The following is a 15,152-nucleotide window of genomic DNA, read 5'->3' on the forward strand; positions in this document are numbered from 1 at the left end:
GCCGCCTCCTAGAGGTACACGTACTCGTAGTCGAAGGGCTTGCCGTTGATGCCCTGCCGCGGCGGCGCGACCCAGCTGGCGATCTTGCCGCGCTCGTACACCGGCCGCATCAGCGAACGGACGAACGCGAGGTCCTCACTGGTGGGCAGCCAGTGCTTCCGCCCCTCCCGCCAGGTCCGCTCGTCCACGATCGTTCCGTCCGGGGTGATGTGGTGGCCGGAGTTTATGCCGACCTGCCGGTTGAAACCAGGGTGCGGCAGCGCGAACCGGAACGAGATCCCCGCGTCCTCGAGTATCCGGTTCCACCGTTTGACCCCGGACTGGCAGTCGTCGATGTACTCCGTGCGCAGGTCCAGGTTGAGCAGCAGGATCTTCTGCAGCTCCTCGGTCTCCCACGTGCCGTCCTCGCGGGGGCGCGGCAGCTCGGCGGCGTCGTCGGTGAGCCGGTGGTCGTCCTTGCGGCGGGTCTCCATCCAGCGGCCCTTCAGCCCCGCCGTGTAGTAGTTCGCCGCGTTGGTCGACGTCTCGCTGCCGAACAGGTCGAGCGACACGCTGTAGTGGAAGTTCAGGTACCGCTGCACGATGTCGAGCGGGATGCCGCCGTGCGGGGCGATGTCCATCGTGTCGTGCTCGCGGATCAACTCGGCGGAGCGCTGCACCACGCGGTCGATCCCGGTGGTGCCCACGAACATGTGGTGCGCCTCCTCCTTCAGCATGAACTCGCACGTCCGCGACAGCGGGTCGAACGCCGACTCCTTGAGCGTGCCGAGCTGGTACTTCCCGTCCCGGTCGGTGAAGTACGTGAACATGTAGAAGGCGAGCCAGTCGGCGGTCTCCTCGTTGAACGCGCCGAGGATGCGGGGCGAGTCGGGACTGCCGGAGTTGCGGTGCAGCAACGCTTCGGCCTCCTCGCGCCCCTCACGGCCGAAGTACGCGTGCAGCAGGTAAACCATCGCCCACAGGTGCCTGCCCTCCTCGACGTTGACCTGGAACAGGTTCCGCAGGTCGTACAGCGAAGGAGCCGTGAGCCCCAGCAGCTTCTGCTGCTCCACGGACGCCGGTTCGGTGTCGCCCTGGATGACGATCAGCCGTTGCAGGTCGGCGCGGTACTCGCCGGGCACCTGCTGCCACACCGGTTCGCCCTTGTGCTGCCCGAAGGCGATCCGCCGGTCCGGATCGCGCTCGGCGAGGAAGATGCCCCACCGGTAGTCCGGCACGTTGACGTGGTCGAAGTGCGCCCAGCCGTCGCGCCCGACGCTGACCGCCGTGCGCAGGTAGACGCCCTGCGTTTCGAGCGTCGGGCCCATTTCGGCCCACCAGTTCAGGAACTTCGGCTGCCAGCCCTCCAGCGCGCGCTGGAGCCGCCGGTCGTCGGCGAGCCCGACGTTGTTGGGGATCTTGCTGTCGTAGTCGATCTTCTCCGGCATGTCACACCCGCCTGCGGTCGAAGGTGGCCTGCTGCCCGGTGCCGTAGCGGCGGAGCGCGCCGTCGGGTCCGGACGCGTTCGGTCTGGTGAAGATCCAGTTCTGCCAGGCGGACAACCGTCCGAAGATCTTGGTCTCGATCGTCTCCGGCCCGACGAACCGGTGGTTGGCCTCCATCCCGGTCAGCGCGTCCGGGGACAGCGCGGCGCGGCCCTCCAGCGCGAGGCGGATCTCGTCCTCCCAGTCGATGTCGTCGGGGGCGTCGGTGACCAGGCCCAGCTCGACGGCCTCCGCGGCGCCCAGCGGCCGCTCGCGTTCGCGCTTGAGCCAGTCGAGGTGGTCGTTCTCGCCGTAGAACCGGGATTCCAGCCGGGACAGGCCGTTGCCCATCGGGAACACGCCGAAGTTCGCCTCGGTGAGCATGATCGACGCGCGTTCCTCGCTGTCCTCGTCGTCGATGGGAGGCCCGTCGAGCAGGTACTGCCGGTCGCACGCCAGCGCCAGCTCCAGCAGCAGGCCGGCGAAGCAGCTGCCGGGCTCGATCAACGCGAACAGGCTCCGGCTGGTCACGTCGAGCCGCTTCAGCGTGCGCTTGTAGTAGTGCAGGACCTCCTTGGACAGCCAGTCCCCCGCGCCGAGCAGGCGCCGTTCGTGCGCGAGCACGGCCTCGGGGTCGCCTTCGGTGCGGAACACCCACGTGCCCAGCTCGGGTTCGTTGGTGCGCAGGCGGAGGATGAGGTCGTCCAGCTCGCGGGTCATCGGGAGCAGCCACTCGTCGCCCCGCGGGCCACGGACGGTGATCTCGACGCTGTGCTTGCCGAGCTTGGCCGTGACGTGCGGATAGCGGATCTCGTCCTCGGTCTCGGTGCGCGTCAGCGGCGTCAGTTCGATGCCCTTCTCCGCCCGCGGGCGGGCCAGTTCGCGGGCGCGGGCCGCGACGACCTCGCGGAACTCCTGCCGTGGCACCAGCTCGTCCACCAGACGCCACTCCACCGCGGTCCTGCCCTTGACGCCGTCCGGCCGGGTGGCGAAGACGTCCGCGCGGTCCTTGCGCACCCGCCGTTTGTCGGTCACGCGCGTCAGCCCGCCGGTGCCGGGGAGCACGCCGAGCAGCGGCACCTCGGGCAGCGCGACGGTCGAGGAGTTGTCGTCGACGAGGAGGATCTTTTCGCAGGCCAGCGCGATTTCGTAGCCGCCGCCGGCACAGCTGCCGTTCACCGCGGCGAGGTAGACCTGCCCGGAGTTCTCGGTGGCGTCCTCGATGCCGTTGCGGGTCTCGTTGGTGAACTTGCAGAAGTTCACCTTCCACTCGTGGGAGGAGGCGGCGAGCATCCGGATGTTCGCGCCGGCGCAGAACACCTTGTCCTTCGCGCTGGTGATGATCACCGCGCCCACCTCGGGGTGCTCGAAGCGGAGGCGCTGCACCGCGTCGTACAGCTCGATGTCGACGCCGAGGTCGTAGGAGTTGAGCTTGAGCTCGTAGCCCTCGACGAGGCCGCCGTGCTCGTCGACGTCGAGTTCGAGCCACGCGATCGGCGGCTCGACGCGCAGCTTCCAGTGGCGGTAGGAGCCGGGTTCCCGATCGAATGACACCTTCGTCATGCCCTCGATTGTCTACAGCTGCCTTTCGATCGTCAACATTGTGTAGATAGTGGATCACCGGCCTAGGGTGCTGGACATGGCCGACCTCAAGCCCCGCTCCCGTGACGTGACCGATGGTCTCGAACGCGCCGCCGCGCGCGGCATGCTCCGCGCCGTGGGCATGGGCGACGACGACTTCGCCAAGCCCCAGATCGGCATCGCGTCGTCGTGGAACGAGATCACCCCGTGCAACCTGTCGCTGCAGCGGCTCGCGCAGGCGGGCAAGCAGGGCGTGCACGCCGGCGGCGGGTTCCCGATGGAGTTCGGCACGATTTCGGTGTCGGACGGCATCTCGATGGGGCACGAGGGGATGCACTACTCGCTGGTCTCCCGCGAGGTCATCGCCGATTCGGTGGAGACGGTGATGCAGGCCGAGCGGCTCGACGGCGCGCTGCTGCTCGCCGGGTGCGACAAGAGCCTGCCGGGGATGCTGATGGCCGCGGCTCGGCTCGACGTCGCCGCCGTGTTCCTCTACGCCGGCTCGATCCTGCCCGGCACGGTGGACGGCCGCGAGGTGACGATCATCGACGCGTTCGAGGCCGTCGGCGCCTGCGCGCGGGGCCTGATCTCCCGTGAGGAGGTCGACCGGATCGAGCGCGCGATCTGCCCCGGCGAGGGCGCGTGCGGCGGGATGTACACGGCGAACACGATGGCGTGCGCGGCGGAGGCGCTGGGCATGTCGCTGCCGGGTTCGGCGAGCCCGCCCTCGGTCGACCGGCGGCGGGACCGGTTCGCGCGGGAGAGCGGTGAAGCGATCATCGGGCTGCTCGCCAAGGGCCTGACCGCACGGGACATCCTGACGCGCGAAGCGTTCGAGAACGCCATCGCCGTCGTGATGGCGCTGGGCGGTTCGACGAACGCGGTGCTGCACCTGCTCGCCATCGCGCACGAGGCCGAGGTGGAGCTGACGCTCGACGACTTCACCCGCATCGGTGACCGCGTGCCGCACCTGGCGGACGTGAAGCCGTTCGGCAGGCACGTGATGACCGCGGTGGACCGCGTCGGCGGGGTGCCCGTGGTGATGAAAGCGCTGCTCGACGCGGGGATGCTGCACGGCGACTGCGTGACCGTGACCGGGAAGACGCTCGCGGAGAACCTCGCCGAGCTGGCCCCGCCCGAGCTCGACGGTGAGGTCATCCGCAAGCTGACCGAGCCGATCCACCCGACCGGCGGCATCACGATCCTGCACGGTTCGCTCGCCCCCGAAGGCGCGGTGGTCAAGAGCGCGGGCTTCGACTCGTCACGTTTCGAAGGCACCGCAAGGGTTTTCGACGGCGAGCAGGCCGCGATGGACGCGCTGGGCACGCTCGTGCCGGGGGACGTCGTGGTGATCCGGTACGAGGGGCCGCGGGGCGGGCCGGGGATGCGCGAGATGCTGGCGGTCACCGGCGCGATCAAGGGCGCCGGGCTCGGCAAGGACGTCCTGCTGCTCACCGACGGCCGCTTTTCCGGTGGTACCACGGGGTTGTGCATCGGGCACGTCGCGCCGGAGGCCGCGCACGGCGGCCCCATCGCGCTGGTGCGCGACGGGGACCCGATCGTGCTGGACATGACGTCCCGGACGCTCGACGTGGCGGTGCCGGAGGAGGAACTCGAGCGGCGGCGTGCGGAGTGGACCGCACCCCGGGCCCCGAGGCGGACGGGCGTGCTGGCGAAGTACGCCGCCCTCGTCGGCTCGGCCGCCCGGGGCGCGGTCTGCTCCTAGCTTGTGTTTCGAAGTGGCGGAGCCGCTTGCTCCTGCGCCGTCAACCGGCACCGCCGCGGGTTTGAATGGGGTTGGCCGCGCGCAGCGCGTCCGTTGAGGGCGGTGGTGGGAGACGGGTGGGGGGTTCCTCGCGAGGACAGCGCCGACAGCGACGACATGACTGCGAATTGGCACCCTCCTACGAGGAGGCGATCCCGGAGCGAGTGGCCGCCTTGAATCGGCTCAGCCGCGCGCAGCGCGCCCGTTGAGGGCGGTGGTGGGAGACGGGTGGGGCCGCTACCCGCACCGCCACGTAGACCACTTCGATACAGCTCCTAGCGCAACCCCTCGAAGAAGGTCACCACGTCGTTCACCAGGGTCTTCGTCGCGTCGTGGGCGGCGTAGTGGCTGCCTTCGTCGTAGGTGTGCCACGAGACGATGTTCGCGTGGTCGCGCTCGGCGAAGCGCCTGATGGACTGGAAGTCGTTCGCGAAGGCGGCCAGGCTCAGCGGCACCGTCGTCTGCCCCGAGGGCGGCTCCGCCAGTGAATCCTCGCGGTACAGCCGCATCGACGACGCCGCCGTACGGGTGAACCAGTAGATCGCCAGGTTCGCCACCGCGAACTCGACGTCCTGCTCCACCATCAGCTGGCCGTTCCAGCCCGCGAGTCCCGCGGGCGAGTCCACCAGGGCGTGCGCCACCGTCTGCGGCTGCTGCGAAAGCAGGACGTTGAACGCGCCGATGGTGTCCCAGAACCACTTCAGGTGCGCCAGCCCCGCGGCCTCCTCCTCGGTGAGGTCCGCCATCTCCGCCGGATCCCCGCTGGGGAACGAGAAGATCTGCGTGACGTGCACGCCCACGACGCGCTCCGGCGCCAGGCGGCCCACCTCGGGTGAGATCATCGACCCGCCGTCGTTGCCGACCGCGCCATACCGCTCGTAACCGAGGCGCGCCATCAGTTCCGTCCACGCCCGCGCGATGCGGTACCCGCTCCAGCCGGCTTCGCGCGTCGGACCGGAGAACCCGAAACCGGGCACCGAGGGCAGCACGACGTCGAACCCGGCCTCGGTGAGCGGGTCGAGCACGTCCAGGTACTCGACGATCGAACCGGGCCAGCCGTGCGTGAGGATCAACGGGAGCGCGTTCTCCCTGCCGGAACGGAGGTGCAGGAAGTGGATCAGCTGCCCGTCGATCTCGGTCGTGAACTGCGGATACGAGTTGAGTCTCGCTTCGAGTGCGCGCCAGTCGAAGTGGTCACGCCAGTGTCCGACCAGTTCGCGGACGCGGGCCACCGGCACGCCGAAGCCGGGCAGTTCGTCGGCGAACCGGGTGCGGGCGAGGCGGTCGGCGAGGTCGTCGAGGTCGGCCTGGGGGACGTCGATGCGGAAGGGCTGGATGTTCGTCATGCCCGTCACGCTGCCAGTCCATTAGGCAAGCTTCGTTCCTAATGAAGTGCCACACTGGAAAAATGTTGGAAACCTCGGCGCGGCTGCTCCGGTTGCTCTCGTTGCTGCAGTCCCCGCGTGACTGGACAGGCGCGGAGCTCGCCGAACGCCTCGAAGTCAGCCCGCGGACCGTGCGCAACGACATCGAACGGTTGCGCGGGCTCGGCTACCCCGTGCACGCCGTACGCGGCTCGACGGGCGGCTACCGGCTGGGCGCCGGCGCCGAACTACCGCCGTTGCTGCTCGACGACGAAGAGGCCGTCGCCGTGGCGATCGGGCTGCGCACCGCGGGCACGGTCACCGGCATCGAGGAGACGTCGTTGCGTGCGCTGGCGAAGCTGGAGCAGGTGCTGCCGTCCCGGCTGCGCAACCGCGTGCACACCCTGCAGACCTACTCCGTGCGCGCCCAGACCGAAGCGGGGCCACGCGTCGGCGCGGACACCCTGACGGCCATCGCGGCGGCGTGCCGGGACCACGAATGCCTGCGGTTCGACTACGTCACGCACGAGGGCGGGCAGACGCGGCGCACCGCCGAGCCCTACCGGATCGTGAACTGGGGCCGCCGCTGGTACCTCGTCGCGTGGGACGTCGATCGCGCGGACTGGCGCACGTTCCGGGTGGACCGCATGGTCCCGCACACCCCGAACGGCCGCCGCTTCACCCCTCGCGACCTGCCGGAGGAGGTGACCGACCGCGTCATGCGCGGGGCGTCCTCGGCGGCGTGGCGGTACCGGGCGGACGTCGTCGTGCACGCGCCCGCGGAGGTCCTCACCGAGCGCCGAAGCGCGCGACGAGGGGACGTGTGTGCTGCACACCGGCGCGGACACCGTCGAGACGCTCGCCGTGCACCTCGGCCTGCTGGGCTTCGACTTCACGGTGACCGCACCACCGGAACTGGTGGAGCACGTGGGCGAACTGGCCGAGCGTTACCGGAAAGCGGTTTCCTGATGTTCGAGACCATCTCCGTCCACGACGCCCCCGAGGTGCGCGCACCCGACGGATCCGCGGTGCGCCCGCTCTGCCGCCTCGCGGGGGCGAGCTTCGCGCGGTTCGAACTCGCGCCGCACCAGGTGTCGCTGGCGGTCTCCCACGCCACCGTCGAGGAGATCTGGTTCGTCCTCGACGGCAGCGGCGCGATGTGGCGCCGGGAAGGCGACCGCGAGGAGGTCACGACACTCGAGCCCGGGCTCTGCCTGACCATCCCGCTCGGGACGACGTTCCAGTTCCGGGCCGGGGAGCACGGGCTGCGGGTCGTGGCGGTCACGACACCGCCCTGGCCCGGCACTCCGGAGGAGGCCAGGCCAGGGCGGGGTCCGTGGGACGCTCAGAGCCTCCCGTCACCGGAGGTGTAGGGGCCTCCCTGCTCCAGGTTCGGGCTGACGTGGGCGACCCGGCCCTCCTGGCCGGGGACCGGCTGCACCGTCGGCTCGTTGAGCTGCCGGTCGATCGTGGCGCGGCTCTCGACGACCCGGTTGTTGTAGTCCTCGACCGCCTGCTCCTCCCGCATCCGGGCGAGCACGCTGATCGCGATCGCGTGGGCCACCGCGATGACCAGCAGGGTCACGCCGAGCCGCCCGACCACGGACGGCAGGGAGCTGCCGCCGGGGAAGTGGATGGTGGACAGCAGCGCGATCGCCCCCAGCACCACGAGGTGGAACAGCACCGTGATCAGCCGGGTCATCGAAGACTCCGCCTCGGGGTTGCCCCGCGAGTTCAGCAGGTACCGCTTACCGCTGTGGTAGATGATCTGGCCGTCGACCACGACCATCAGGATCGCCACCACCAGGTAAGCCACGTAGGCGTTCGTGTCCACGACGGCCTCCTCTCCTACGGTCGGTTGGCTACCCGCGACGCTCCGGCGCGAAACGCCCGGAATTACCGCCCGACCTGCGGAGTTGTTCAGGATGTGGCTGACCTTGCCGAACGCGCCCTCGCCGCCGCGAACACCATCGCCGTGGTGGGGCTGAGCCGGGACCCGGCGAAGGCCGCGCACTCCGTGCCGGCGAACCTGCAGGCCGCGGGCTTCCGCATCATCCCCGTGCACCCCTCGGCCGACGTGCTGCTCGGCGAACGGGTGTACCGCTCACTGACCGACATCCCCGAGCCCGTCGACCTCGTGGACGTCTTCCGCCCCGCCGCGGAGGCACCGGGGATCGCCAGGCAGGCCGTCGCGATCGGGGCGAAAACCCTGTGGCTCCAGCAGGGCATCGTGTCCGCGGAGGCGCGGCGGATCGCGGAGGAGGCCGGGCTGGACTACGTCGAGGACCGCTGCACCGCGGTGGTCAGGGCCCTCGGGCGCATCCGGAAGAACTGATCGTCCACTTCGGACTCGATACCGGTCAGGTGGAACACGCCCCCGCCCGGTGAGGGACTTTCGGCCCTCACCGCGGCTACCCGCTATATGGCGCAATTTCCTCAGCACAGGGCGGGCACGAGAGGGAGTGACACCGTGACCGTGGAACAAATCGCACCGACGCTGCTCGACGAGTTCACGCCGCGCTTCGACTTCGCCTTCCGCGAGCACCTGCTGGTGCAGGGGCGGCCGGAGCAGACCTACCGGCGGTTCGGCGAACTGCCCGGCGCCTTCCAGCGGGCTCTGGACCGCACGGTCCCCCCGCGGCCGCGGAGATGCGCCCCCGGCTTCGACGAGATCCTGACGAAGGGCCGGTGGACGGTCCTGGCCAGCAGTCCGGGCGAGGAGGTCGTGCTCGGCGCCGCGGGCCGGTTCTGGACCCCGTTCTGCGACTGGCAGCAGGTCAGCGCGCAGGAGTTCGCCACGTACTCGCGGCGCCGCCGCGGCACGATCGCCATCTCCATCGGGCACCGCCCGTACGGCGACGAGCTGACGCTGATGACCTTCGAGGCCCGCGCGACGACCACCGACACCGTCGCCTACCGCTGGGCCGACTGGTACTGGCAGACGGTCAAGCCGACCGCCCGGCTGGTCGTCCGCGAGGTCCTGCGCAGGGCCGGGAGCTGACGAACTCGCCGGGGGTGCTGCCCGTCAGCGCCCGGAAGTCCCGGGTGAAATGCGCCTGGTCGGCGTAACCGCAGAAGTGCGCGACCTCCGCCGCCGGTGTCCGCGTGGCGAGCAGCCCGACGGCGCGGTGCAGTCGGCGCATCCGCGCCACGACCTTCGGCGGCAGCCCCAGTTCGGCGCGGAACCGCTCGTGCAGGTGCTGCCGCGACCAGCCGACCTCCTCCGCGAGCGCCGCGATCCGGAGCGCGCCGCCGGTGCGGCTCAGCCGCTGCCAGGCGTGCTCGACTTCCGGCGCCGGACGAGGGCCGTGCGGCAGGCGCGCCGTCAGGAACCGGTCGACGAGTGCGAACCGGCGCCGCCAGGTGGCGGCTTCGGCGACCTGCTCGGTCAGCAGCGTGGCGTGCCTGCCCAGCAGCCGCTCCAGCGCGACCCCGTCAGGCGGTAGTTCTCCCAGCGGCACACCGAGCAGTGCGTACGCCGCGGCCGGGGACAGCCCCACGGTCAGCGTGCGCACGAGCCCCGGCTCCTCGGCGAGCGCGAGGGGACGGCTGCGCAACCCCAGCACCGGATCGCGGGGATGCGGGTTCGCGCCCTCTTCGTCGAGCAGCATCCGGGAAGGGGTTTCGAGGTCGAGCGTGACCGTCACCGCGCCGAGCACGGCCGGCCGCCACCGCAGCGGCGCGTCCAGCACCTGCTCACGTCCTGAGTAGCCGAGCACCTCTCCGGCGAGTGCCGGGTGCGGAGCCGCGAGGTGCAGCCCCGACGAGCGAACGGCCTCCGCGTGCGGCACGACGAGCGACCAATCCCCCATGTGGCACCCGACTTTCGTCCAAGACACGCGTGACGCCGGTTCCTACCGTCGAGGCTATGCGGAGAATCGGGCGTTTTTCCAGTGATGCGGCCGCGGAGCACTACTTCGCGGCCTACGACCGAGCGATGGCCCTGTGCCCGCCCGCCGAAGTCCTCGACGTGGACACCCACCACGGCACGACGCGGGTGTACCGGTTCTGCGACGGGCCGGGGGATCCGCTCGTGCTGCTGTCCGGCCTCTCGGGTACGGCCGCCGCGTGGGCACCGGGCCTGCCGGGGCTGCTCGACCGCGGGCACCCGGTGTACGCGCTCGACACCCTCGGCGAGGCGGGCCGCAGTGTGCAGCGGGAACCGATCACCAGCGCGGCCGAGCGCACCCGCTGGCTGGACGACGTGCTGGCCGCGCTGGAGCTGCCGCGGGTGCACCTCGTCGGCGCTTCCAGCGGCGAGTGTTACGCGGTGTACCAGGCCATCCACCGCCCCGGGCGGCTCGCGTCGGTCGCGGCGGTCGACCCGACGACGGTGACGGCGCGGTTCCGGCCCGCCGTGCTGTGGTGGAGCGCGGTCGGCGTGCTGGTCCGGCGGGACCGGGTGTGGGCGCGGATCCTGGCACAGCTCACCGGGGTGCCGGCCGACCGCCCGGACATGCGGCTGGTGCTCGCCGGGATCCGGGACCACCGGCCCCGGCTGCCACCACAACTGCGCCCGGCCCAGTCGGCGCTGCGGCGGATCGAAGTCCCGATGTTGCTGGTGTTCCTCGAAAAGAGCACGGCCCACAACGCCCGGCGCGCGGCCCGGCGCGCTCGGCGGCTCCTGCGCGCGGCGGAGGTGGAGCTGTGGCTGGGGCGGAAGCACACCCTGTCGCTCGAGGTGGCCGACCGGGTGCTGGAGTTCACGACCGCATGCAGAGAGGTTCGCCTTCCCCGCCGGGAAGACGAACCTCTCCGGGCGCTCCGGCTCAGGCCGTGAGCACCCGCTCGACGGGCTCCGCCGCCCGCGGCCGGTACCCCAGCCGGCCCCGGGTCACGGCGATCAGCACCACCGCGGCGACCGTCGAGGCGATCAGGAGGATGCGCGACGAGCTGTGCGGGTCTATGCCGGGGAACACCTCCAGCCACGCCACCGACATGTAGTTGTTCACGCTCGTGTGCAGCACCATCGCGACCGGCAGGCTTTCCCCGGAGCGGTTGAACACCCACGTCATCACGACGCTCAGCGCCGTGGCCGCGACGACGAACTCGACGACGCTGTACCAGTGCACGTCCGGCCAGCCACCCCACTCCGTGAGGAACAGCGGCAGGTGCCAGAAGCCCCACAGCGGGCCGAGGATGAGCGTGCCGCGCAGCGCGCCGAACCGCGGCTGCAGGTGGGGCAGCGCGAAGTCGCGCCAGCCGGGCTCCTCGGCGAGTCCGGTGGTGATCATCTGCAGGACCAGCGCGGGCAGGTACGCCACCAGCACCGACGCCCCCGGCACGGCGAACCCGTGTGCGAACGGCAGGCTGGCCAAGGTGAGCGCCACCGGCACGCCGAGCAGGGTGGCGGCGTACCACCACCACTTCACCCGCCACCGCAGCAGCCTGCCCGTCCACCGCCGCAGCCCCGGCCTGCCCTCCGCGACCGCCGTGACGATGAACGCGGACAGGATCGGCCCGAGGTACGCGCCGGGCAGCACGCCCAGCAGCTGCGGGGTGCCGAGCAGCTGCGGGAAGCGGAAGTGCACGACCCCGAGTCCGTTGTCCGACAACACATACGGCAGCCAGGCCAGCCAGCTGAGCGCGAACGCCATCGTGAAGAACGCGGGCAACCGGTGGCGGGTGATGAAGATGTGCAGTTTCATCTCTGTCTCCTCGGACGGTCAGTCGCCGACGCGCATCGCGGCCACCGGGGCCGGGCGGAGGGCGAACCGGGTGGGCAGTGCGATGGCGCCCCAGCCGAGTGCGACGGCGGCGGCGACGATCCCGAGGTAGGGCAGCGCGGGAACGCTCGGCAGCGGAGCGCCGGTGAGGCTGATGCTGATGCCGACGAGCGGCGGGAGCGCGGCGAGCGTGCCGAGCACGACCGCGGCCACGACGACGATCGCCGCCTCGCCGCGCATCATCGCCCGCACCTGCCGCGGTTTCGCCCCGACGAGCCGCAGCAGTGCGAACTCCCGCACCCGGGTGGCCGTGGCGAGCACCAGGATGTTCACCACCGCGATCGCGAGGAACCCGAGCAGCACGAGGTTCAGCAGCAGGGTGACCGCCGACTCCCCGCCGTCCGAAGGGGCGGTGAAGGCGCCGCGGTCGGTGGTCCGGACCTCCGGGTAGGCCTGGAGCGCCGTCGTCAGGGCCGTGAAGTCGTTGCCGGACACCAGGATCTCGTCGTTCAGCGGGTTCGCCACCACGTCCCGCGGCAGCGTGATGTCCCCGAAGCCGAGCCCGTTGCCGTAGATGGCCACGACCCGGCCGGTGTACGGCCTTCCGTCGCCGAGGCGGATGGACAGGGTCGAGCCGACGTCGGCGCCGAACGTGCCGGCGGCGCTCTTGCTCAACGCCAGCGTGCCTTCGGTGAGCCCGTCGAGCTCACCGCGCTGGACGTCGAGGTCCAGCACCTCGCGCAGCCCCGCGGGGGTCACGCCCTGCGCGGTGAACGCCCCGGTCGAGGGCTCGCCCAGTTCGTCGTAGGTCACGAGGGCCTGCGTGTGCACGACCGGCACCGCGGCCGTCACGCCGGGCGTCCGCCGCACGAGGTCGGCGACCTCGGGGGCGAGCCCGCCGTCGGCGACCAGCACGCGGTCGGCGACGAGGCCCTCGGCCGCCTGGTGCCTGGCGGCCGCATCCGTCGTGGTCAGCGTGAAGATCTGCACCGCGGCCATCGCCACGCCCATGATCAGCGGGGGCGCCGCGGAACCGATCCGCCGCGAACGCGCCCTCGTGTTGGCGTCGGCGAGGAAACCCGACGCGGGCCTGCCGAGCCCCAGCCGTCCGAGCACCGCGGCCGTCGCGGTCAGCAGCCGCGGGCCGAGCAGCGCCACCGCGATCACCAGCAGCAGCGCCGAACCGGCGGCACCCGCGGTCGCGCTCTCGCCCGTGGTCGTCAGCGGCAGGAACATCCCGAACCCGATGCCAACGGGCACCAGCGTCCAGCCCGCGACGAGCCGTGCCCGGCCCAGCCGGGGCGGTTCGACCTTCGCCTCGCCCAGTGCGTCGACGGGGCTGACGCGGGCCGCGCGCCGGGCGGCGATCAGGCCCGCCGCGAGAGCCGTGGCGACGCACAGCACGACGGAGCCCAGCACCGGCAACGGCCCGAGCGTGAACCGGAAGTTCTCCGGCACCACTCCGGCGGCCACGAACGCGTCGCGGAGCAGGAAAGTGAGCCAGGCCCCGGGCACCGCGCCCAGCACCGAGGCGGTGACGGCCAGCACCGCGGTCTCGGCCCCGACCAGCCTGCGGATCTGCCGCGGCGTCGCCGCGACCGCCCGCAGCAGCGCGAACTCGCGGCGCCGCTGCTGGATGGCGAGGCCGAGCGTGCTGGCGACCACCAGCGCGACGATCAGCAGCATCGTGCCGCCGAACGAGCCCGCCACCAGCACCAGGAACGAGCGCGCGGCCCCCACGTCGAGGAACTCCGCCTCCGCCCGGTCGTCGCCCGTGAACGTGGCGACCCCGGGCACGGCCTGCCCGATGCGCTGCGCGAGCGCGCCGGCGGACACGCCCGGCTCGGCGAACACGGCGACGGCGTCGACCTGGTCGGGCTTGCCGGTGAGCGCCCTGGCCCGCTCGTCGGACAGGAACGTGCCCGTGGCCGTGCCGACCACCCGGTACGGCGCTGCGACGGCACCGACCGCCAGCGAGACGGTGTCCCCCACGTGCACGCCCGCCTGCGCGGCGAGCGACGCGTCGAGCACGACCTCACCGGCACCGGCCGGCTCCCGGCCGTCGTGCGCGCCGCTCCCGAGCCTGATCGACGACCAGCCGTGTGCGACCAGCGGCAGGGTGCCGCCGGGCGAGCGCAGTCCGGCCCGGACGGTCACATCGTCCACAACGGACTGGACCCCGGGCACGCGGGCGATCTCGTCCGCGCGGGACACCGGCAGCGGCACGCGCTCCGCGAAACGCTGGTCCATGTCCTCGGTGACGGGCAGCACCTGCTGCGCCGTCACGACGACCGGCGCCGTGGCGTAACGCTGCGGCGCGGCCCCGGCGCGCAACCCGGAGTCCAGCAGCACGCCGCTCCCCGTGATCAGCACCGAACCGCAGAACACCGCGACGAACGCGGCCGCGAACGAGCCCCGCCGCGCGCGGATCATCCGCCATGCCATGGAGAACACGTCGATCACCACTCCCCGAGGTGCGTCATGTGCTCGGCGATGGCCTCGGGCGAGGACGGTCCGACCTCGCCCGCGATCCGGCCGTCCGCGAGGAACACCACCGAGTCCGCGTAGGACGCCGCCACCGGGTCGTGCGTCACCATCAACGCCGTCTGCCCCCACCGGTCCACGGCCTGCCGCAGCGTGCCGAGCACCTGCTTGGCGGTCCGCGTGTCGAGCGCGCCCGTGGGTTCGTCGAGGAACACCACGTCGGGCCGCGTGACCAGCGCGCGGGCGATCGCGACGCGCTGCTGCTGCCCGCCGGAGAGCTTGGCGGGCCGCCGGTCCAGCGGCACGGTCAGCTCCACCGAGCGCACCACCTCGGCGAGGAACTCCGGGTCGAACGGCCGGTTCGCCAGCCGCAGCGGCAGCACGATGTTCTGCTCGACGGTCAGCGCGTCGAGCAGGTTGTAGGCCTGGAACACGAACCCGATGCGGCTGCGCCGCAGCTCGGTCAGCTGGGCCTCGCGCAGCTTGGTCAGGTCGTCCTCGCCCAGCAGCACGCGCCCCGACGTCGGGCGGTCGAGCCCGGCGGCGCAGTGCAGGAACGTGCTCTTGCCGGAACCGGAGGGGCCCATCAGCGCGGTGAAACTGCCGCGCCGCAAGCCGATCGACACGTCGTCGAGCGCACGGACCGCGGTCTCGCCGCTGCCGTAGACCTTGCTCACGGACTCCATGCGCACCGCGCAGACGAGCCCGTCCTGGACTGTGGACATCCCCTTTTTCCTTCCTCTGAAGCTGATTTCGACGCTAGGCAGGGCGGGGGTGCGGCACACTGGCTCCAGCTCCCGGACCGGGGGTGTAGCCAGGTACACCCCG

Annotated in this window: 13 protein-coding genes and 1 pseudogene; 6 read left to right on the forward strand and 8 right to left on the reverse strand. The window is 71.6% G+C overall.

Annotated features, from left to right (window positions below):
• Positions 1-8: 8 nt before the first annotated feature.
• Both boxB and boxC read right to left on the reverse strand, forming a co-directional pair.
• Entirely contained in the window at positions 9-1,427 is a 1,419-nt protein-coding gene (boxB, locus tag BMZ92_RS29940) for a benzoyl-CoA 2,3-epoxidase subunit BoxB (RefSeq protein WP_091514401.1), read from the reverse strand.
• A gap of 1 nt (position 1,428) precedes the next feature.
• The gene (gene boxC, locus BMZ92_RS29945; protein WP_425425876.1) at positions 1,429-3,027 is read right to left on the reverse strand and encodes a 2,3-epoxybenzoyl-CoA dihydrolase; all 1,599 of its coding nucleotides are present in this window, start codon (positions 3,025-3,027) and stop codon (positions 1,429-1,431) included.
• 76 nt (positions 3,028-3,103) lie between these two features.
• On the opposite strand from boxC, the gene ilvD reads away from it, so the two are divergent.
• The gene (ilvD, locus tag BMZ92_RS29950) at positions 3,104-4,771 is read left to right on the forward strand and encodes a dihydroxy-acid dehydratase (protein ID WP_091514537.1); all 1,668 of its coding nucleotides are present in this window, start codon (positions 3,104-3,106) and stop codon (positions 4,769-4,771) included.
• A gap of 314 nt (positions 4,772-5,085) precedes the next feature.
• On the opposite strand, the gene BMZ92_RS29955 is transcribed toward ilvD, so the two are convergent.
• Complete coding sequence (locus BMZ92_RS29955; RefSeq protein ID WP_091514405.1) at positions 5,086-6,156, reverse strand: epoxide hydrolase family protein; 1,071 nt, start codon at positions 6,154-6,156, stop codon at positions 5,086-5,088.
• A 62-nt stretch (positions 6,157-6,218) separates the two neighbouring features.
• Here BMZ92_RS29955 and BMZ92_RS37610 point away from each other — a divergent pair.
• Together BMZ92_RS37610 and BMZ92_RS37615 are read left to right on the forward strand one after the other, a co-directional pair.
• A pseudogene (locus BMZ92_RS37610) lies at positions 6,219-7,143 on the forward strand (helix-turn-helix transcriptional regulator).
• The gene (locus tag BMZ92_RS37615; RefSeq protein ID WP_177228929.1) at positions 7,143-7,547 is read left to right on the forward strand and encodes a cupin domain-containing protein; all 405 of its coding nucleotides are present in this window, start codon (positions 7,143-7,145) and stop codon (positions 7,545-7,547) included. The pseudogene BMZ92_RS37610 and the gene BMZ92_RS37615 overlap by 1 nt, the downstream one beginning before the upstream one ends.
• On the opposite strand, the gene BMZ92_RS29970 is transcribed toward BMZ92_RS37615, so the two are convergent.
• Positions 7,520-8,008 (reverse strand): hypothetical protein, encoded by a 489-nt coding sequence (locus BMZ92_RS29970; protein ID WP_091514409.1) that lies wholly within the window; start codon positions 8,006-8,008, stop codon positions 7,520-7,522. The two genes, BMZ92_RS37615 and BMZ92_RS29970, sit on opposite strands and share 28 nt — an antisense overlap.
• A 93-nt stretch (positions 8,009-8,101) precedes the next feature.
• On the opposite strand from BMZ92_RS29970, the gene BMZ92_RS29975 reads away from it, so the two are divergent.
• Both BMZ92_RS29975 and BMZ92_RS29980 read left to right on the forward strand, forming a co-directional pair.
• Positions 8,102-8,509 (forward strand): CoA-binding protein, encoded by a 408-nt coding sequence (locus BMZ92_RS29975; RefSeq protein ID WP_091514411.1) that lies wholly within the window; start codon positions 8,102-8,104, stop codon positions 8,507-8,509.
• Between the two features lie 135 nt (positions 8,510-8,644).
• On the forward strand, positions 8,645-9,175 hold the full coding sequence (locus tag BMZ92_RS29980; protein ID WP_091514414.1) for a hypothetical protein: 531 nt from the start codon (positions 8,645-8,647) through the stop codon (positions 9,173-9,175).
• Here the strand turns inward: BMZ92_RS29980 and BMZ92_RS29985 are convergent.
• Positions 9,120-9,986, reverse strand: coding sequence for a helix-turn-helix transcriptional regulator (locus BMZ92_RS29985; protein ID WP_091514416.1), 867 nt, complete (start codon positions 9,984-9,986; stop codon positions 9,120-9,122). The two genes, BMZ92_RS29980 and BMZ92_RS29985, sit on opposite strands and share 56 nt — an antisense overlap.
• A 56-nt stretch (positions 9,987-10,042) precedes the next feature.
• Here BMZ92_RS29985 and BMZ92_RS29990 point away from each other — a divergent pair, with 56 nt between their 5' ends.
• Positions 10,043-10,954 carry an alpha/beta fold hydrolase gene (locus BMZ92_RS29990; RefSeq protein WP_091514419.1) on the forward strand — a complete coding sequence of 304 codons (912 nt, stop codon included), beginning with the start codon at positions 10,043-10,045 and terminating at the stop codon, positions 10,952-10,954.
• Here the strand turns inward: BMZ92_RS29990 and BMZ92_RS29995 are convergent.
• From BMZ92_RS29995 to BMZ92_RS30005, 3 genes are read right to left on the reverse strand one after another with little or no spacing between them, the layout of a single operon-like run.
• Positions 10,944-11,822: a CPBP family intramembrane glutamic endopeptidase gene (locus BMZ92_RS29995; RefSeq protein ID WP_091514421.1), complete on the reverse strand. Its 879-nt coding sequence runs from the start codon at positions 11,820-11,822 to the stop codon at positions 10,944-10,946. The genes BMZ92_RS29990 and BMZ92_RS29995 overlap by 11 nt on opposite strands.
• 18 nt (positions 11,823-11,840) lie before the next feature.
• Positions 11,841-14,285 carry an ABC transporter permease gene (locus tag BMZ92_RS30000; RefSeq protein ID WP_091514540.1) on the reverse strand — a complete coding sequence of 815 codons (2,445 nt, stop codon included), beginning with the start codon at positions 14,283-14,285 and terminating at the stop codon, positions 11,841-11,843.
• A gap of 14 nt (positions 14,286-14,299) precedes the next feature.
• Positions 14,300-15,049: an ABC transporter ATP-binding protein gene (locus BMZ92_RS30005; RefSeq protein WP_091514423.1), complete on the reverse strand. Its 750-nt coding sequence runs from the start codon at positions 15,047-15,049 to the stop codon at positions 14,300-14,302.
• Between the last annotated feature and the right edge of the window lie 103 nt (positions 15,050-15,152).

The sequence above is a fragment of the Amycolatopsis sacchari genome, assembly GCF_900114035.1.
Classification (GTDB): Bacteria; Actinomycetota; Actinomycetes; order Mycobacteriales; family Pseudonocardiaceae; genus Amycolatopsis_E; species Amycolatopsis_E sacchari.